Here is a 16,567-nt window from a genome sequence, read left to right as displayed (position 1 = left end):
AAAAAAGCGATACCGCAATGACGCCTGGAGGTCAGGCCTGGGTAACCGATGCATCCAGGGCGTCGTCGTCACCTGAACCATCCACCTTTCGCATGCGCACCTTGGAGAGAAACCGCAAATTGGATTGCCCGAGGGAGACCGTGTCTCCGTGGGTCAGTTTCACAGGCTCCTTGCCCACCTTCACCCCGTTGAGCCTGGGCTTGATGAGGCCGGAGACGTGGTTCAGGTAATACCCGTCGTCACGTCGAACCACGGTGGCCGCACGCTTTCCCACGAAAAACCCTTTGACCACCACCTCGTTTGATCGGGCATTTCCCATGCGGGTATAGCGTCCCTCCAGCTCGATGCGTCCCTTGCCTCCCTTCTTAAACACCAGGATGGGCAGGGGCTTTGCCGAAACACCCTTCAACTCCTTTTGCCTGCCATTTTTCAGCTCCGAGGTATCGATGGCCATGGTCACATCAAGGCTGCCTGCCTTGGTGGCCGTCAGGGGTGTCTCCTGGAAGGTAACATCGGCCCGGTGTTCGGAGAAGAGGAGCTGGTGCTTACCCACCCCCAACTCATCGCCATTTGTCAACACCGCCTTTTTGATGCGATTTCCGTTGACGTATGTTCCGTTCTTGCTCTCAAGGTCCGATACGACCACGTTGTTCTCATGGAACTCCACACGGGCATGAAAGCCGGAGACGGCCAGGTTGCCGATGATGACATCGTTCTTCTCATTGCGACCGATGGATAAGGGGCGACCATACTCCACGGTATATTGCCGGATCATTTTTCCCTGGTATTTCAATATCAGGAACGGCATGGGCCAGAACTCCAGAGTAACAACACCGCTTCGCCGGAACACGGGTTGCGATGGAATGGTTGGATAGCAGGACAATCAAAAAACAGATGAGCCCGATAAAAAAGGGAGCATGCCCGGAAGGCTCCGTGACCTTACCGATACCATGCCCTTAACTTTCATACTATATATGATTGGCTTTCTGAGGGTCAAGGGATCTTTCCGAGACAATCAAAGCGCCTGTTTTCAATAGCAAAGCGCAAGCAGCCATTGAATTCATGGCTGACTCAGGCATCTCTGCCGGGGGCCAACCTTTTCCCGATTTTATGGCTTGGGTCTGACAAACATCCGGTTGCGCCACTGAGATTGGTGCATCCACTGCCTTGGACGTAACGAGCCAACCCAAAAGTCTTTGGCCCAGCTTTTATCAAAAAACCTGGCCGCCGGAGGCAAGCTGACTCGTTCCACCGGCAAAAAACAATAAAAAAGGGCCGGATCGTTGTATCAACGATCCGGCCCTGAATGTACTCAGAGACAACGAGGTTGCCCGGAATTATCCGAGGAGACCTGCGATGGCTGCAGCCTGGGGATGCGCGTAGATAAGGATCAGCGCGATAACCAGAGCGTAGATACAGAGTGATTCGATCATGGCAAGACCGATGAGCATGGTTACAGTTACTTTACCGGAAGATTCGGGGTTTCTTGCGATCCCTTCAACGGCGGCTTTGAGACCCATACCCTGGCCGATGCCACATCCGAAAGCTGCGATGGCGATGGCAAGTGCTGCAGAAAAAGAGCTGACCACGAAGAACTGTAATGCTTCCATTTGTTTCTCCTTAATGTAGAGTGTATTGATATTCGGCTTCTTCCATTATCCCAATGTGTAAGCCGTGTAATCCAAAAACAGTGTGCGATGCCGATCAGTGTGCGTGTTCCAGAGAGCCCTGAAAGTAAATAATGGAGAGCAGGAAAAACACGAAGGCCTGAACAAAGGCAACAAAGATCCCCAGGGCCATGATGGGCAGCGGGGCAAAGTAAAGGCCGGCCAGCATAAAGAGGATCCCCAGGACCAGCTCGTGACCCATCATGTTGCCGAAAAGACGGAACGAGAGGGAGAGTACCCTGGCCAGGTGACCAATGATCTCAATGGGCATGATGAGGGGAACCATCCACCAGACGGGGCCCATGAAGTGCTTCACGTACTTGGCCCCGTGATACTTCACGCCGATGAAGTGGGTGAAGCAGAACACCACCAGGGCACAGGCGCCGGTTGTGTTCAGGGTCGCCGTGGGCGGGAAGAAACCCGGCACCAGACCAATGAGGTTGGAAACAAAAATAAAAATGAAAATGGTGGCTGCAAGGGGGGTAAACCAGCGGCCCTCCTCCCCCACCGTCTCGACGAGGAAATCTTCCAGTCCGCCGATGACGATTTCGAAGAAGTTCTGCCCCTTGGTGGGGATCAGGGCGGGCTTGCGAGCCGCAACAAAACCGATTCCCGCAAGCAGGAGCATCACCAGCCACGTGTACATCACATGGGGATACTTGTGAGCAAAATGATAAAGAGCCCCATTGACGTCAAAGAAATCAACCAGGAACAAAAAGGGATGTGCCATCCTTACACCGCCTCCTTAAAGATGAGTTTCATCAGTTCGCACACCGTTGCCAGGGTGACACTCACCACGACCACAGAGAGTCCGAGAATGAGCCCCAGCGGATCCACAAGGTGCTTTGAAATGAGAAAAAAGATTAGTACCGCACTTATCAAAAACCTGACATAGTACTTTGCCAGGATCACATTCCTCGACGCAAGCTTCCTGGGCCTGAGCCCCTTTTCCAGGGTACGGGCAAGGAGATGGAAATTGACTGTTACGATGAGGGCGCCGCAGGTGAGGCCCATGGCCACGTCAGCAGAAAAAAAAATGGGTCCCATCACAGCAGCCAGGGCAAGAAGCACCCAATTGGCCCGTGTAACGAACCCCAATATTTTCTGCTGCACCCCCATGTAGATCTCCCATTCGCCTACAGTTTTTTGCTTCTTTTGACCGCAAGAAGAAGATTCCGAAATGCGGCAGCAATACCCAAAACGAGGAAGACAAGCATCAGCACGGGGGTCGTTCCGAAAAAGCGATCCAGAAAAATCCCTACGCCGACACCCAGCAGTATCGAAATGGCAACCTGAAGACCCAGACTGCTGTAATACGATAACTCCTTGAGGATCTGAGCAATCTCTTTGTTCACAGTGTTCCTTCCTCGAACCCGCAACACAAGGCATTACGGAAGTCAACTCAGCCTTGACTCACCTATCATGCGAATTGCTGAAAGTCAATTCCAAAGAGCACTGAACGTCATAGTTTTTAAAGACTTATATCACGCAACCCATGAGACATTCAGGCACATCCGCAACACACCGCCTACCGGTAAACGCACCAAATCAGGGGGCCACAGGGGATTCCTTCTCTCCCTTGCCACCCCGATTCCTCAAATGCACTCCACCGATCCACAGCTCGATTCACCGGCCACCTCACCCACTACGGCAGCCTCCACGCCCAGCCCTTTCATGACAGCCAGACAGGGTTCGGCCTCGGATGCCGGCAGGGCCACCAGAAGCCCCCCGGAGGTCTGGGGGTCAAAGATCAGATCCGCAAGGCTGCGGGGCACCGAAGGAAAGACCTCCACCGACGTGCCGCAGAACTCTCTGTTCCGGTATGCTCCGGCAGGCAGGAGCCCCATCTCCGCATACTCCAGAGCCCCTTCCATCACCGGAAGGGAAGAGACAGACACCACCAACCGTTTTTTCGCTCCCCGTGCCATCTCCAGGGCGTGCCCTGCAAAGCCAAACCCCGTCACATCGGTGCAGGCCGTAGGGTGAAAGGTGTCAAGGGCCTCGGCCGCCGACTTGTTCAAGGCGGCGCACACCTCCACGAGACGGCGCGACGCCTCGGCTCCGGCCACCTGCCCCTTGATGGCCGTGGACAGCAAGCCGCTGCCCAGGGGCTTGGTGAGGATAAGGGCATCTCCGGTGCACGCCCCGCCATTGGTCAGAAGGCGTTTGGGGTGCACCACGCCGGTGACGGACAAGCCGTATTTGAACTCGGCGTCGTCCACACTGTGTCCGCCCACCAGGCAGGCGCCGGATTCATGGATGGTCTCAAGGCCCCCTGCAAGGGTCTCGGCCAGCACCTCTTCGGGCAGGGAGTCTGTGGGAAAACAGACGATGTTCATGGCCGTCAGCGGCCTTCCCCCCATGGCGTACACGTCACTCAGGGAGTTGGCCGCTGCAATGCGGCCAAAGTCGTAAGGGGAATCGGTGACCGGCGTCAGAAAATCAAGGGTCTGGATCAGCGCCGTTTCCTCGCTGAGTTGATACACGCCAGCGTCATCGGCCCCGTCCACCCCCACGAGAAGCTCGGGGGGACGGGTCACCTTCAACCCTTTGACCACGCGATCCAGGACCCCTGGATCCACCTTGGCCGCTCAACCGGCCGCCTTCACCTTTTCGGTGAGGCGTATGTTCTGCAATCTGTCCGTCACAACCCCTCCTTGCCTACACCTTGATGGTGCGGGCATCAAACACCGGCCCGTCGATACAGACATGGCGGTACGGCGCGTCCTCGTCGCTGGATTCCACCACGCAGCCCATGCAGGCCCCCATGCCGCAGGCCATGATGATCTCCAGGGAGAGCTCACACAGAGCGTCGTGACCGTCCATGAGATCCGCAACACCCACCAGCATGGGATGGGGACCGCAAGCATAGACCTTGGCCGGATTTTTTTCGCTTAAAAGACGCGCCATGGGCGCTGTAATCCGCCCTTTTTCTCCAGCCGAGCCGTCGTCTGTGGTCACCACAACAGGGAGCCCGAGCTCACGGAAGGCCTCTTCGGCCAGGACATCCTCCCGGCTGCGCCCACCGATAAAGACCGTGTGGTCCGAAGGCGATCCCCCCTTTGCGAGAATGCGCCTGGCCAGCAGCAGCATGGGCGCAATGCCGATGCCGCCCCCGGCAAGAAAGGTGGTCTCCCCGGCCTGGGGCTCGGTGAACCTGTTGCCCAGGGGACCGAGCATGCTGAGGACGTCCCCGTCCTTCATCCCGGCGTAGACCCGGGTGTTGGGGCCCACCACTTTGTAAAGGAGGGTGACAACGGTCTTGTCCCCTTGTGTTGTGACGTCATGGATGGAAAAAGGCCGTCGCAGCAAGGTGCCTCCCTTTTCCGCCTTGAGCATCACGAACTGTCCGGGCGCGGCTTCGGTGTAGCGCGCCGGGGCCTCAAGGCCCATGTGATAGTATCCGGGGCTTACTTCCCGGTTCCATAGCAGGGTGCAATCGCTAAGTTTCATCATGATTCCATTAATTGTCGATCGTCTTTATGGGGCCGACGGTTTGATGCCGATCACCGTGGCCATCCGGCCGGTTGTATGATTCCGCCGGTACGAATAGTAATGTTCCTCGTCACATCGGGTGCAACACTGGGCAGCGGCTATATTCGACGCCGAAAGGCCGGCATCGCAGAGCTGATCCCGGCTGATGGCCCAGAAATCAAAATGGTTGAACCCCACCCGATGGGTGCAAAAGGACCGCGGCAGCTCTGTTTTGTAATGGACGAACTCTGCACAGCAGGGCCCCAGGGACGGCCCGATGCCTGCCAGCAGGTCTTCCGGGCGGCACCCGAACCGGTCTGTCATCACTGAGACAGTGGCGGACAGAACGCCTGCCACGCTGCCGCGCCATCCCGCATGGGCATTGGCCACCACCTTCCTGACGGGGTCGGCAAGGACCACGGCCTGGCAGTCGGCGGTGAGGATGGTGAGCATGGCACCTGGACGGTCCGTCACCACGGCGTCGGCCTCCACCGGCCCGAGCTCCGATCCGGCGTGAACATGAACGGCGTTTCCGTGGACCTGGGAGAGCACCACCAGCTCGCTGCCGCCACTCTCCTGCAGAATCGCCTGGCGGTTGGCGGCCACAGCCTCACCGTCATCACCGGAAGAAACCCCGGCGTTGAGGCCCTGAAAGGGACCGGTACTCACCCCGCCCTTGCGCGTAAAACAGCCGTGAAAAAGCCAGGACACCCTGGAAAGGGCGGGAAAACAATCGTAAACCAGTTCGCCTGAACACCTTCGCTCCATGGAGACCTCCCCTGTATCGACGGGGGTTTGTCACATGCCGGCGTGCGGAGACCCCGTCGCTGAAAACCCATGCCCCGCACCATCATGCTCTTTCTGTCAATCGCCTGCTGTAACACATGGGGCGCCGTTCTTCAAGGCAAGGGACGTGCTCCCGGGCAGAGACCATGACCTTCCGGTCCATAAGCGCAACCACCTCGCCGTCCGCACTCCCCCCGTGGGCCAGTTCATCCCCCAGGGGCGACACCACCTGGGAGGCACCTTTGTAAATAAGGTTTCCGGAGCGCCCCACCCGGTTGGCCCCCACCACGAAGCATTGGTTCTCCATGGCCCGGGCCTTGAGGAGCGTCTCCCAGTGCACAAGGCGCGCCGCCGGCCACTGGGCCGGGACCACGAGGATCTCGGCGCCATCCAGAACCAACCCCCGCGCCAGTTCAGGAAACCGCAGGTCATAACAGACCATGAGCCCCAGGCGACCGATGGAGGTCTCGGCCACCACAGCCTCGCTGCCGGCGGCAAAATGGAGATCCTCCCCGGTGGGGGAAAAAAGATGAAGTTTGCGATACGCCCCCTTTATCTCCCCGTCCCGATCCACCGCGTACAGGGTGTTGACCACCGCTCCGTCCGCCTCTTCGGGCAGAGAGCCTGCCACCACCATGTTCTCCCGTGCGGCAAAGGCTTGGAGGCGTGCCAGGATCTCCGGGGTCTCACTGGCCATGGTTCCCAAGTTTTCGTTATCGAATCCGCAGCTCCACATCTCAGGAAGCACCGCCAGGTGGCACCCTGCCTCGGCCAGTTTCATCAGCCCCTGAAAGGCCCGCGTGAGGTTGGCCTCAAGCCCCCCTTCCACCACATCAAACTGCACAACCCCGACCACAACCGATGGGTTCATCTCAATCGCTCCTTAAACCGTTAACGTGTCATGTCCCGCCTGGCAAAAACCAGGGCTGAGACCTCGGCGGCCCCGTGCTTTTTTAACAGGGCGGCGCAGGCTGTCAGGGTGGAGCCGGTGGTGAAGACATCGTCCACCAGAAGCACCCTCTTGCCCCTGGCCGATGCACCGGGTGCCAGCTCAAAGGCCCCCCTCACATTGGACAGGCGAGCCCTTCGGGACAGCCCGGCCTGAGATACGGTGGGCCGCTTGCGGCGCAGCAGGCGGTGGCAGACCTGAATGCCGTCCCTGCCTTCAAAAGGATCCACAAGAAGAGACGACTGATTGAACCCGCGTTTTCTCAGGCGTTTCCCATGCAGGGGCACAGGAACCACAAGATCAATATCCCACCTTTTTAAGTCCCCGTCCAGATACGTACAAAGGGCCCGGGCAAAAAGAAGGCGCCCCATGGGGGGCGCCAATGCTCGCTTGTTTTTGTACTTCAAGGCCTGAACAGCCAGGGCCGGGCCACCGTCGTAAAGATACAGGGCCGTCATACGCGTCAGGGGACGACTCGGGTCCATGCAGGCCCCGCACAAGGGAGGATCGGCGACGACCCCTGGAAGGGGCTCGCCACAAGCCGAGCACCGCTGCCCCGAGGGTTCCTGGGCTCCGGCTCTGCAGGCCGCACACATCACACTGGACATCGCTCCGTTGAACACATCGGCCAGGTCGTCTTCCCCAGAGACTGGGGTAATTGCGGGCCCCTCCCAGGGAAGCAGCACCCCGCAGACCCGACACCGGGGAGGGTACACCAGGCGCCTCACCAACAGCGCCACTGCCGAAACCCACCGCAACCTCATCCAGCCCCCTGAAACGTGACGTCTATGGTTAAAGTCGGGTCAACCACGCTCCCCAAAAAAACAAAACCGATGCCTCCGGCGGCGAGGTGTGCCACCTCGAAAGCAAATTGCGAATGCGCTTTCCCCCTCGTTCCTCGGGGAAAAACGCATTCGCCTTTGATTCTGGCAGGCCTGAGTCTGTTTATTCAAGCCTGTTTGTCAAGCCCGCCATCACGATTCAGTTGCCTTCCTGCTCAGCCTCGCTGGCGTACCACCTCGTACATCACGAGGGAGGCTGCCACCGAGGCGTTGAGGGAGTCCACCTCCCCTTTCAGGGGAATGGAGACGATAAAATCACACCCTTTTCTCACAAGGGGACGAAGCCCCTTGCCTTCGCTGCCCACAACAATGCCCAGGGGCGCTGAAAAATCTCCGCCGAAAAGGGTGCTGTCCCCGTCGGCATCGAGCCCTGCGAACCAGAGCCCTTCGGCCTTGAGTTCCTCCATGGCCTTGGCCAGGTTGGTCACCACGGCCACCGGCATATGCTCCAAGGCCCCTGCCGATGCCTTGGACACAAGGGCGGTAAGCTGGGCCGAGCGATCTTTGGGCACCACCACCCCGTGGGCCCCGGCGCAATGGGCTGTGCGCACGATGGCCCCCAGGTTCCGGGGATCCTCAATGCTGTCCAGCAGCACGAGAAAGGGGACCTCCCCTTTTTTTTCCGCAATGCGAACCAGGTCGTCTGGGGCCATGCCAGGAAGGGCACCGGCGTCAAGGGCCGCCCCCTGATGCTGGCGGGTTCCGCACAGTCCCTTCAGGGTCTCGGGGTCCACCCGCTCCACCGGTACGCCCGCGTCACGGGCAAGGGACTCCAGGGCATCCACCCGCCGGTCCCGCCGACCCGAAGCCAGGATCAGCCGGCGAACCTGGCGCCTGCCGGCCTTCAGGGCCTCCATGACCGGGTTGATACCGTACAGCAAATCAGCCGAGGGTTTCCGAACCTTGCCCTGCTTCGTCTGTTTCCCGTGCTTCATCAGGAGGCCACCCCGTCACGACAGCTCTTCACCACGGAAACAAAGGCGGCCACGGCTTCATTCAGATCGTCGTTAACGATCACGTGGCTGTAAAAGTCACGCTGATCCATCTCGCCCACGGCATTATTCATGCGCTTTTCGATGGTCTCACGGGAATCGGTCCCGCGCTTTTCAAGGCGCGCCCGAAGCTCGTCCACAGACGGAGGCATGATAAAAATGGTCACGCACTCAGGGAGCGATTCACACATCTGCCTTGCCCCCTGCACGTCAATGTCCAGAAGCACGTCAACGCCTTTGGCCACTGTGTCCTCCAGGGTCTCCAGGGAGGTGCCGTAATAGTTGCCGTGCACCTCGGCCCACTCGGCCATGAGCCCTTTTTCGATACGCTCTTCAAAGGCCTCACGGGTGATGAAGTGGTAATCTTTCCCATTCTCCTCGCCCCCGCGGAGAGCCCGGGTGGTGTGGGAAATGGAGTAGGTGATGTCGGGGTAGGCCTTGAGGAGCTCCCGGCACAAAGTGGACTTTCCGGCACCCGAGGGCGCCGATACGATATAGATATTGCCTCGTCGTTTCAAAATCTCTCCTGAGAGGGCCTACTCGGCCTTCTCCTCTTTCCCACCGTCCCTGAGCTGGGCGTAGCGCTGGGAGATGGTTTCCGCCTGAATGGCCGAAAGGATAACGTGGTTGCTGTCCATCACGATGATGGAACGGGTCCGCCTGCCGTGGGTGGCATCCACCAGCCGCTTGTCATCCTTGGCATCGTCCTTCAACCGCTTCATGGGGGCTGAGTTGGGAGAGACGATGGCGATGACGCGTTCTGCCACCACGCTGCTCCCGAAACCGATATTCAATAACGCCTGCTGTTCCATAATCATTTCCAAAGGGTATAAGGGTTGCGGGCGCCAGGGCCTTTATGCCCCGGGCCACCCGCCAACACGTTGTCAACCGACGCAGCTCGGCCCTACTCGATGTTCTGGACCTGCTCGCGCATCTTTTCGAGTTCGGACTTCACCTTTACAATGATATGGGCAATCTCGGCTTTGCCGATCTTTGAGCCCATGGTGTTGAACTCCCGGTTGAACTCCTGGAGAAGGAAGTTGAGCTTCCGGCCCGCCTCTTCGTCTCCGGCCATGATGGAGCGAAACTGCACGATGTGGCTCCGGGACCGGGTGATCTCCTCGGAAATATCGCTTCGGTCGGCCAGAAGGGCTGCCTCCTGGGCAATGCGCGCCTCGTCCACTTCCACGGCACCGCCGCAGAGGGTGGCGATACGGTCCATAAGGCGCTCCCGATAGATGGCAGGCAGGGCACCGGCACCCTCTTCGATGGTGTCCAGGGAACCCTCCACGGTATTCAGGCGCTCTTTCAAGTCGTCGGCCAGAAAGTCCCCCTCCTTGGCCCGCATGGCATCCAGCCCGGACAGGGCTTCCGTCAGGCACGCCTCCACCACCTGCCAGTGATGATCGTAGTCGGTCTCCATCTCCTTGGGCACCACCAGGCCATTGATGTGCAGAAGCTGGTCCAGGGTAACAGTCGCCTCAATGCCGGCGGCCTCGGCCGCCTCCTTCAGGGCCAGGCCATAGGCGCGGGCCTTGGCCGTGTCCGCTTCAAAGGCGATGGCGTCATCGGCTTCATTTCGGATCGTCACACGGGCTTCCACCCGGCCTCGCTCCAGGCGAGACGCGATCACCCCGCGCACCTTCTCTTCAAACCGGCTGTAGCCGTGGGGAACTTTGATGTGGGTATCCAGAAAACGGCTGTTGTAACTGCGAAGTTCCACTTCAGCGGTCACACTGCCGTCCATTTTTTCCGCCCGGGCATAGGCGGTCATGCTTTTAACCATGGGGCATTCATTCCTTAAGTGTGTGATGAAGCAAGGCGTCGTAGCGCCTGCGGACATCCGTCAAAAAATCAATCATCAACGGCTCGGTGTAGTCGGGAAATGTCCAGGGCAGCGGGCGAAACGCACCGGCCCTGTATACCAGGGTCAGATCCGCATAGATTCCCTTGCCGATGCAGACCCTGTGGGCATGATCCTTGGCCGTGGCCAGCAGGAACCGGGCGTTTAAAAGAAGCCCGGGATCGATATTGACTCTCCGCCTTGCTTGAATTGAAAAATCGTCTTCCAGGGCGTTGGTAAGGCCCTTGATCTCGACCAGGGTATCCTGGCCCACGGGCCGGGCAAAGGAGAATACCCGCCGGAAAAGGGGCCCTCCCATCTCGGCTTTGTAGTAGGAGGTGCTGCTGAACGGCATCCACGGGCTCACCATATCCACAGGACCGAACCGATCCACCAGGGCCGAAGCGACGTGGAGCAACAAGCCGCTCTCCTCTGTCAGCACGCCGATCACCAGCTTTGCGGGCAACATCTCTGTGGGCCGCATGACCTATGAAAGGGGCTTGGCCTCTTCGGCCAGCATCACGGGGATGCCGTCCCGGATTTCATACACGAGCTTGCAGGCCCCGCACACCAGGCCGTCTCCGGCCTCATTGAGTTCCACCTTCTCTTTGCACTTCGGGCATGCCAGAATGTCGATCAGTTCCTGAGAAATCGTCATGTGATTATCCAATCCAAATGTGTCTATTTTTATTGATGCCCACAAAACACCGCTCAGCACACGGCCTGTGGGACACAAGGCTTAATGGCTCGTATCTGGGAAGATCCGGGCGGTACAAAATCAGGCCCCGCGATAATTTCAGGCCGAGGCGCCCGCCCTTTTCCTACAAATGTCTATCTATATCAGATGGGTCAACCCCATGCAATTCCCATTTAAATTGACACACCCGGGCGCATCTCCTATCATGACTGGTTTGTTATATCCTTAAAACCCCTTTTCCGGTGAGCGCAGCCCCCTGTTGCCGCCACCCCGGAGTCGGCTCCATATGACCCTCTCTCGATTCACCACAGGCCTTGTCCTTTCGGCATACAACCTCCTCTGGAAGGCCGTCGTGCCCCTGACCCGAAACCACAAGCGCCTCAAAGAGGGCCACCCCCAGCGGACCCTCTCGGAAAACCGGCTCACGCCCTCGGATATCTGGATCCATGCGGCATCCGCTGGAGAGTCCTACATTGCCGCTGAACTGGCAACCGAGCTGTCCGGAGACGAGCCCCCCCGCATCCTCATCACCACCCACACCCGGCAAGGCCTTGAGGTCCTTGAAAAGGAGCTGACGAGGGCCAACGCGACACATGTCACCGCATGCTATGCCCCCTTGGACGCACCAAGCCTTATGAACAAAGCGTTTCAACAGGTAGCACCGCGCCTCCTCGTCCTTGTGGAACTGGAACTCTGGCCGGGCATGCTGGCCGCGGCCAAAAAAACCGGCACGGCCATTTCTGTTGTCAACGGCCGGCTCACCCCCTCAAGTTTCAAGGGCTATGCACGATTTAAAGGCCTTTTGGCTCCACTTGCCCCCGATTTCATCTCGGCCATCTCAGACGGAGACGCAGACAGGCTGAAAGCGCTCTTTCCAGCCACCCCGGTGGAAGTAATCCCCAACATCAAATTCGACAGATTCGCAGAAACTGGTGCCCCTGAGGCTCCGGCCTCCAACCTGTTTCCCGGGGCCGAAGGACGCACCATCTACCTTCTGGCCTCGGTTCGGGAAGAAGAAGAGCAGGTGGTTGCAGAGATGTGCCGGGGACTCCTTGAGCGTGACAAAAGTGCCCTTATTGCCTGGTTCCCACGCCATATGGAGAGGGTAGGGCCCTTATGCCGAAACCTGGAAAACGATTCCCTTGCCCCTGTCAAGCGCTCTTGCTGCCCGTCTTTGGATGCGAACACCCGTCTCGTTGTCTGGGACCGGTTCGGTGAGATGGGGGCGGCCTTTGCCTCGGCCCACAGCGCTTTTGTGGGCGGCAGCTTTGCCGACCTGGGCGGGCAGAACATGCTGGAACCCCTTGCCGCAGGCCTCATCCCCGTCATGGGACCATCCTTCAGCAACTTCTCGTGGGTGGGGGACGACCTCGAACAGGCGGGCCTTTTAATCACCTGCGAGACCGCCGACGAGGCCGCAACACAGCTGGTGCGCCTTGCCGGGCTCTGCCAGGAGCGCAAAAAAACCTTAGAACGCTTTCAGGAACTCATCGCCGGCCGCCGAGGGGGCACCAGGGCCACCTGCAGACACCTCATCCGACTGGCTGCCATGTAAAGAGCATGCCCCTTCACCTGGTCAGGCATGGGTGATATACTGTCGCCCACCAAATATGTCACAGCAGCCAAGGCGGCATCCGTGCAGAAGCCACGACAAGCAAAAAACGCCGGGTGACACTGCAACACGCGGCAAATGTGCCTTTATCCACGGGCGCAACCACGGCGGTCACGTCACCATGTTAACCTATGAATAAAAGAGTCCTCCATGCCCTCATCCATTCCCTGTATCGGCATCATTCCGGCACGCTACGACTCCTCCCGGTTCCCAGGCAAACCCCTGGCCCCCATCGCCGGAAAACCCATGTTCCAGCGCGTCTACGAACGGGCCTCAAGCTGCCCGTCCATCAGTCGCGTCCTTTTGGCCACCGACGACAACCGTATATATGACGCGGCCAAAACAGTCGGCGTGCCCGTGGTAATGACCTCGTCAGCCCACCGAAGCGGAACCGACCGCGTCCTTGAGGCGGCCAGGATCATCAACGCCCCCGAACACGCCGTCATCGTCAATATCCAGGGTGACGAGCCAGTCCTTGCCCCGGACATGCTCACTGAGCTCACGGCGCCCTTTTTCACAGACCCCGCCATCCGGGTCACCACCCTGGCCACGCCCATCTCACCGGAGGAGGCAACAAACCCCAACCGCGTCAAGGTGGTCACCGATGAAGCGCACCGCGCCCTCTACTTCTCAAGGTCACCCATCCCCTATCCCCGTGACGACGCCTTTGACGGGTACCTGGGACACGTTGGACTCTACGCCTTCCGTATGAAGACCCTGGAGGTATTCGCAACCCTTCCCCAGGGGACCCTGGAACAGGTGGAAAAGCTCGAACAGCTCCGACTCCTTGAAAACGGCATTCCCATGCACGTGGGTATCACCCGCCATCAAAGCGTGGGCGTGGATCATCCCGACGATATCCCCATCGTGGAGCAGCTCCTCGCACACACACCAGACCAATAAAAACCCGGTAGATCGACAGCAAAGGTCAACCTCACCGGAGGTTGCGCCATTCAATTTGAACCGAGCACACAAAGTGAAACCACCACATGCCTGAACAATCCCGAACAACCCCTACCCTTGCCGTTGCGGTCATCGTTAAAAATGAAGCGGACAACCTGTCCGCCTGCCTGAAAACCGTTGAGGGATGGGTCGATGAGATCGTCATCCTCGACTCGGGCAGCACCGACGCCACCGAGGAGGTGGCCAGGCAGTTTACCGACCGATTCTTCGTCAACGCCCAGTGGCCCGGCTTCGGCCCACAGCGCCGCATGGCCCAGAGCCACGTCAAATCAGACTATGTCCTCTGGCTGGATGCGGACGAACGGATCACCCCGGAACTTCGCGCCAGCATCCAGGCGGCCGTTGCGGCCAACGACCCTGCAAAGGTCTTTCGCATCTCCCGCCTGAGCTGGGTATTCGGGCGTTATATTCGGCATTGCGGCTGGTACCCGGACCGGGTGGTGCGGCTCTACCCCACCGGCCTCACTCGCTATGACGATTCCCTGGTCCACGAAAAGGTGGAGCTCACCGATGACATGACTGTGAAGGACCTGTCAGGGGATGCCATTCACTACACTTACAAGGACCTGCACCACTATCTGGTCAAATCGGCGGGATACGCAAAGGCGTGGGCTGAGCAGCGGGAATCGCGAGGAAAAAAAGGAAGCATCTCCCAGGGCATCCTGCACGCCCTGGGCTGTTTTTTAAAGATGTACGTTCTCAAGGTAGGATTCCTGGACGGCAAACAGGGATTTTTGCTCTCCCTGCTGTCGGCGCATTCCACCTTCGTGAAATACGCCCACTTGTGGATCATGCGACAAAATCAGATGCCCAGGGATTGATCGTTAACAGGGTCTCACGAATATCAATGCGGCCCATGTCTGTCTCACCTTCCGCCCCGCCGCCTTCGGGCGGACAAAAGGCCAGGTGCCGCCCCTCCGAGTTGAGGGGCATCCATCGCAAGGGGGTTGAGGAGCGCCGCCGGGGGAAAAATCCCACAGTGGGAACATCCAAGGCCCCGGCAATGTGAAGGGGCCCCGTGGACCCGGCAAGAAAGAGTGCCGCACAGGCGATGGACGTCGTAAAATCCACCAACCCCTCGTTTTTGTCATACAACACCGCGCGCCGTCCACGTTCTTCAACCATGGCAAGCAACCTCCGGGCATTGTCCTCTTCCCCCGGGCCAGCCGTCAGCACCACCTCGCAATGGGAAGGAAGTCCGCAGATCAGCTCCGCATACTGCCCTAAAGAGAGGTTGTTGGCTGACCCGCCGGAGCCTGCATGCACAAACACCCACGGTTTTTCCAGTGAAATAGAAAGCTGCTCGGCAAGCACCCCGCGCTGAAAAGCGACCTGCTTTTCGGGCAACGCCACATAAGGAGGCCGGACCTCCACCGCAGGTTGCCCCAGGTCGACAAGAAAACGGCGGATCAAATCCAGATTGTACTGAAACTCGGGCTTTTCCGATCGGGATCGGCGCTGCCTCAGGCGATGGGTATAGAGAATCTGGGCCAGCTTGGTGGCCGGCGCCAGGCGATACGGGATGCCCGCCTTCCGCACGAGAAGGGCATTGTAGGTCGTGGAAAACAGGTTGATGGATGCGTCGAACCGGTGGGCCTTAAGCTCTTTGACTACCTTCGCCTGGTCAGCGTTGCTTCCCTTTTTGGTAGGATCGATGATCACATCATCGATCCACGGACACAATCGCGCCAGGTCCGCCGTGTACCTTGGCACCAGCGCTACGATCCGGCACTCCGGAAGGGATGCTTTAAGCATGGCAAAACTCGGCCACGCCAGCATAAAATCACCAATTTTGTCATTGCGTACCACAAGGATTTTTTTCATGTACAATTCCGGACACCTGACAGGTATAAATTTTGAGCAGCCACTTAACCATCTAAAATTAAACAGTCAGTCAACGTCTCTTGTAATGCGCTGCGATACGTTTTCTGGATTCATCGGCTTCTTGTTTTTTTTCCAGAACCCAAAACGTATGCTTGTTCAGCAATGTCTTGGGTGACAGGTTAAGGGCGTATTGATTCCAGAACAGCTTGAGGGCAGACTTGTCGTGCTTCCACCTAAAACAGTTCCTGACAAAAGCATAGGTCGAAAGAAGGTAAACAAATGGCCCAACCAAGGGCAAAAGAGCCATGGACGACTTGCTCTTCTGGCATGGAACCCGTTCAACAATATCAAAACCATTCAATGAAGAGATGGTCCTCAGGCTGTGGGCGGTGGGCGTAAAGAGGTGACCGTAGTAAATCTGGTCGCTCCCTTCCGAGTGCCAGATACTGTCCACTTCGGACGGAGGCATGTTTCGCAAGGTCTCCCCTTCATGGATTAGGGAGGTGAATCGCCCCACCAGACAGGACTTGTTCGGCACGGTCATCACCAAAAGCCCCCCGGGTTTCAACAACCTGTTGAATTCCCGAAACAGCTTCATGTGATCCGGAATATGCTCAAGACCTTCCTGGCAGAGAACCAGATCCGCTTCGTGGTTGCCAAGGGGGATTCCATCTGACATGTCCGCAAACTCTGTTTTGATGCCCTCCGCTTCCATGAATGACGGAAAAAGATCAAATGCAAGGACGGTGGCCCCTTTTTCCTTCATGATCGCGCTGGACCGCCCGTCACCCGCCGGAATATCCAAAACAACGGCGTTTTTCAATTTATCCAGCGTATTGAGGTAATCCGCTACATATCTGCTGATGCCTTCATAAACCATACGTTTCATGTTTCATCTCCACATACCACCACAATAAC

The 16,567-nt window shown here is 58.3% G+C and carries 21 protein-coding genes; 3 read left to right on the top strand and 18 right to left on the bottom strand.

Annotated elements, in window-relative coordinates; all coding sequences use genetic code 11:
- Positions 1–31: 31 nt before the first annotated feature.
- From ACOYW0_RS17335 to ACOYW0_RS17260, 16 genes are all read right to left on the bottom strand, one after another.
- Positions 32–808, bottom strand: coding sequence for an FHA domain-containing protein (locus ACOYW0_RS17335; RefSeq protein ID WP_482415066.1), 777 nt, complete (start codon positions 806–808; stop codon positions 32–34).
- Positions 809–1,337: 529 nt separating this feature from the next.
- Complete coding sequence (atpE, locus tag ACOYW0_RS17330; protein WP_092207350.1) at positions 1,338–1,610, bottom strand: ATP synthase F0 subunit C; 273 nt, start codon at positions 1,608–1,610, stop codon at positions 1,338–1,340.
- A 94-nt stretch (positions 1,611–1,704) separates the two neighbouring features.
- A complete protein-coding gene (atpB, locus tag ACOYW0_RS17325; protein ID WP_482415065.1) occupies positions 1,705–2,397 on the bottom strand; it encodes a F0F1 ATP synthase subunit A in 693 nt (230 codons plus the stop codon).
- 2 nt (positions 2,398–2,399) lie between these two features.
- A complete protein-coding gene (locus tag ACOYW0_RS17320) occupies positions 2,400–2,786 on the bottom strand; it encodes an ATP synthase subunit I (protein ID WP_482415064.1) in 387 nt (128 codons plus the stop codon).
- A 17-nt stretch (positions 2,787–2,803) separates the two neighbouring features.
- Positions 2,804–3,022 carry an AtpZ/AtpI family protein gene (locus ACOYW0_RS17315; RefSeq protein ID WP_180136817.1) on the bottom strand — a complete coding sequence of 73 codons (219 nt, stop codon included), beginning with the start codon at positions 3,020–3,022 and terminating at the stop codon, positions 2,804–2,806.
- Between the two features lie 240 nt (positions 3,023–3,262).
- A complete protein-coding gene (gene selD / locus ACOYW0_RS17310) occupies positions 3,263–4,351 on the bottom strand; it encodes a selenide, water dikinase SelD (protein WP_482415063.1) in 1,089 nt (362 codons plus the stop codon).
- Complete coding sequence (locus ACOYW0_RS17305; protein WP_482415062.1) at positions 4,329–5,123, bottom strand: dihydroorotate dehydrogenase electron transfer subunit; 795 nt, start codon at positions 5,121–5,123, stop codon at positions 4,329–4,331. The genes selD and ACOYW0_RS17305 overlap by 23 nt, the downstream gene beginning before the upstream one ends.
- Positions 5,124–5,147: 24 nt before the next feature.
- On the bottom strand, positions 5,148–5,909 hold the full coding sequence (gene pgeF / locus ACOYW0_RS17300; protein ID WP_482415061.1) for a peptidoglycan editing factor PgeF: 762 nt from the start codon (positions 5,907–5,909) through the stop codon (positions 5,148–5,150).
- Positions 5,910–5,991: 82 nt separating this feature from the next.
- On the bottom strand, positions 5,992–6,798 hold the full coding sequence (locus ACOYW0_RS17295; protein WP_482415060.1) for a carbon-nitrogen family hydrolase: 807 nt from the start codon (positions 6,796–6,798) through the stop codon (positions 5,992–5,994).
- A gap of 20 nt (positions 6,799–6,818) precedes the next feature.
- A complete protein-coding gene (locus ACOYW0_RS17290; protein ID WP_482415059.1) occupies positions 6,819–7,640 on the bottom strand; it encodes a phosphoribosyltransferase family protein in 822 nt (273 codons plus the stop codon).
- A 233-nt stretch (positions 7,641–7,873) separates the two neighbouring features.
- The gene (gene rlmB, locus ACOYW0_RS17285; RefSeq protein WP_482415058.1) at positions 7,874–8,653 is read right to left on the bottom strand and encodes a 23S rRNA (guanosine(2251)-2'-O)-methyltransferase RlmB; all 780 of its coding nucleotides are present in this window, start codon (positions 8,651–8,653) and stop codon (positions 7,874–7,876) included.
- The gene (gene gmk / locus ACOYW0_RS17280; protein ID WP_482415057.1) at positions 8,653–9,228 is read right to left on the bottom strand and encodes a guanylate kinase; all 576 of its coding nucleotides are present in this window, start codon (positions 9,226–9,228) and stop codon (positions 8,653–8,655) included. The genes rlmB and gmk overlap by 1 nt, the downstream gene beginning before the upstream one ends.
- An 18-nt stretch (positions 9,229–9,246) precedes the next feature.
- Positions 9,247–9,522, bottom strand: coding sequence for a DUF370 domain-containing protein (locus ACOYW0_RS17275; protein WP_092208119.1), 276 nt, complete (start codon positions 9,520–9,522; stop codon positions 9,247–9,249).
- A 92-nt stretch (positions 9,523–9,614) separates the two neighbouring features.
- Positions 9,615–10,496: a YicC/YloC family endoribonuclease gene (locus ACOYW0_RS17270; RefSeq protein ID WP_482415056.1), complete on the bottom strand. Its 882-nt coding sequence runs from the start codon at positions 10,494–10,496 to the stop codon at positions 9,615–9,617.
- 7 nt (positions 10,497–10,503) lie between these two features.
- Positions 10,504–11,022, bottom strand: a complete 519-nt coding sequence (locus tag ACOYW0_RS17265) for a DUF4416 family protein (protein ID WP_482415055.1) — start codon at positions 11,020–11,022, stop codon at positions 10,504–10,506.
- Positions 11,023–11,040: 18 nt separating this feature from the next.
- Entirely contained in the window at positions 11,041–11,211 is a 171-nt protein-coding gene (locus ACOYW0_RS17260) for a Trm112 family protein (RefSeq protein WP_092207376.1), read from the bottom strand.
- Positions 11,212–11,536: 325 nt separating this feature from the next.
- Here ACOYW0_RS17260 and ACOYW0_RS17255 point away from each other — a divergent pair, with 325 nt between their 5' ends.
- From ACOYW0_RS17255 to ACOYW0_RS17245, 3 genes are all read left to right on the top strand, one after another.
- A complete protein-coding gene (locus ACOYW0_RS17255; protein WP_482415054.1) occupies positions 11,537–12,805 on the top strand; it encodes a 3-deoxy-D-manno-octulosonic acid transferase in 1,269 nt (422 codons plus the stop codon).
- Positions 12,806–13,012: 207 nt separating this feature from the next.
- The gene (kdsB, locus tag ACOYW0_RS17250; RefSeq protein WP_482415053.1) at positions 13,013–13,765 is read left to right on the top strand and encodes a 3-deoxy-manno-octulosonate cytidylyltransferase; all 753 of its coding nucleotides are present in this window, start codon (positions 13,013–13,015) and stop codon (positions 13,763–13,765) included.
- A gap of 86 nt (positions 13,766–13,851) precedes the next feature.
- Positions 13,852–14,646, top strand: a complete 795-nt coding sequence (locus ACOYW0_RS17245; protein WP_482415052.1) for a glycosyltransferase family 2 protein — start codon at positions 13,852–13,854, stop codon at positions 14,644–14,646.
- Here ACOYW0_RS17245 and ACOYW0_RS17240 read toward each other — a convergent pair.
- Positions 14,615–15,649 carry a glycosyltransferase family 9 protein gene (locus tag ACOYW0_RS17240; RefSeq protein WP_482415051.1) on the bottom strand — a complete coding sequence of 345 codons (1,035 nt, stop codon included), beginning with the start codon at positions 15,647–15,649 and terminating at the stop codon, positions 14,615–14,617. The two genes, ACOYW0_RS17245 and ACOYW0_RS17240, sit on opposite strands and share 32 nt — an antisense overlap.
- 70 nt (positions 15,650–15,719) lie before the next feature.
- Positions 15,720–16,538, bottom strand: a complete 819-nt coding sequence (locus ACOYW0_RS17235) for a class I SAM-dependent methyltransferase (RefSeq protein ID WP_482415050.1) — start codon at positions 16,536–16,538, stop codon at positions 15,720–15,722.
- Positions 16,539–16,567: the final 29 nt, after the last annotated feature.

The sequence above is a fragment of the Desulfoluna sp. HI9BLuna genome (assembly GCF_056829775.1).
The sequence above is the reverse complement of the archived record's forward strand: the minus strand, read 5'-3'. Positions and strand labels throughout refer to the sequence as shown.

What these genes read in the sequence shown, in the direction of transcription:
- ACOYW0_RS17305 (WP_482415062.1), bottom strand. Translation starts at nt 5,123, where the DNA reads ATGATGAAACTTAGCGATTGCACCCTGCTATGGAACCGGGAAGTAAGC.
- ACOYW0_RS17335 (WP_482415066.1), bottom strand. Translation starts at nt 808, where the DNA reads ATGCCGTTCCTGATATTGAAATACCAGGGAAAAATGATCCGGCAATAT.
- ACOYW0_RS17275 (WP_092208119.1), bottom strand. Translation starts at nt 9,522, where the DNA reads ATGGAACAGCAGGCGTTATTGAATATCGGTTTCGGGAGCAGCGTGGTG.
- atpB (WP_482415065.1), bottom strand. Translation starts at nt 2,397, where the DNA reads ATGGCACATCCCTTTTTGTTCCTGGTTGATTTCTTTGACGTCAATGGG.
- ACOYW0_RS17295 (WP_482415060.1), bottom strand. Translation starts at nt 6,798, where the DNA reads ATGAACCCATCGGTTGTGGTCGGGGTTGTGCAGTTTGATGTGGTGGAA.
- ACOYW0_RS17240 (WP_482415051.1), bottom strand. Translation starts at nt 15,649, where the DNA reads ATGAAAAAAATCCTTGTGGTACGCAATGACAAAATTGGTGATTTTATG.
- ACOYW0_RS17320 (WP_482415064.1), bottom strand. Translation starts at nt 2,786, where the DNA reads ATGGGGGTGCAGCAGAAAATATTGGGGTTCGTTACACGGGCCAATTGG.
- ACOYW0_RS17260 (WP_092207376.1), bottom strand. Translation starts at nt 11,211, where the DNA reads ATGACGATTTCTCAGGAACTGATCGACATTCTGGCATGCCCGAAGTGC.
- ACOYW0_RS17270 (WP_482415056.1), bottom strand. Translation starts at nt 10,496, where the DNA reads ATGGTTAAAAGCATGACCGCCTATGCCCGGGCGGAAAAAATGGACGGC.
- ACOYW0_RS17235 (WP_482415050.1), bottom strand. Translation starts at nt 16,538, where the DNA reads ATGAAACGTATGGTTTATGAAGGCATCAGCAGATATGTAGCGGATTAC.
- kdsB (WP_482415053.1), top strand. Translation starts at nt 13,013, where the DNA reads ATGCCCTCATCCATTCCCTGTATCGGCATCATTCCGGCACGCTACGAC.
- pgeF (WP_482415061.1), bottom strand. Translation starts at nt 5,909, where the DNA reads ATGGAGCGAAGGTGTTCAGGCGAACTGGTTTACGATTGTTTTCCCGCC.
- atpE (WP_092207350.1), bottom strand. Translation starts at nt 1,610, where the DNA reads ATGGAAGCATTACAGTTCTTCGTGGTCAGCTCTTTTTCTGCAGCACTT.
- ACOYW0_RS17265 (WP_482415055.1), bottom strand. Translation starts at nt 11,022, where the DNA reads ATGTTGCCCGCAAAGCTGGTGATCGGCGTGCTGACAGAGGAGAGCGGC.
- ACOYW0_RS17245 (WP_482415052.1), top strand. Translation starts at nt 13,852, where the DNA reads ATGCCTGAACAATCCCGAACAACCCCTACCCTTGCCGTTGCGGTCATC.
- rlmB (WP_482415058.1), bottom strand. Translation starts at nt 8,653, where the DNA reads ATGAAGCACGGGAAACAGACGAAGCAGGGCAAGGTTCGGAAACCCTCG.
- ACOYW0_RS17290 (WP_482415059.1), bottom strand. Translation starts at nt 7,640, where the DNA reads ATGAGGTTGCGGTGGGTTTCGGCAGTGGCGCTGTTGGTGAGGCGCCTG.
- ACOYW0_RS17255 (WP_482415054.1), top strand. Translation starts at nt 11,537, where the DNA reads ATGACCCTCTCTCGATTCACCACAGGCCTTGTCCTTTCGGCATACAAC.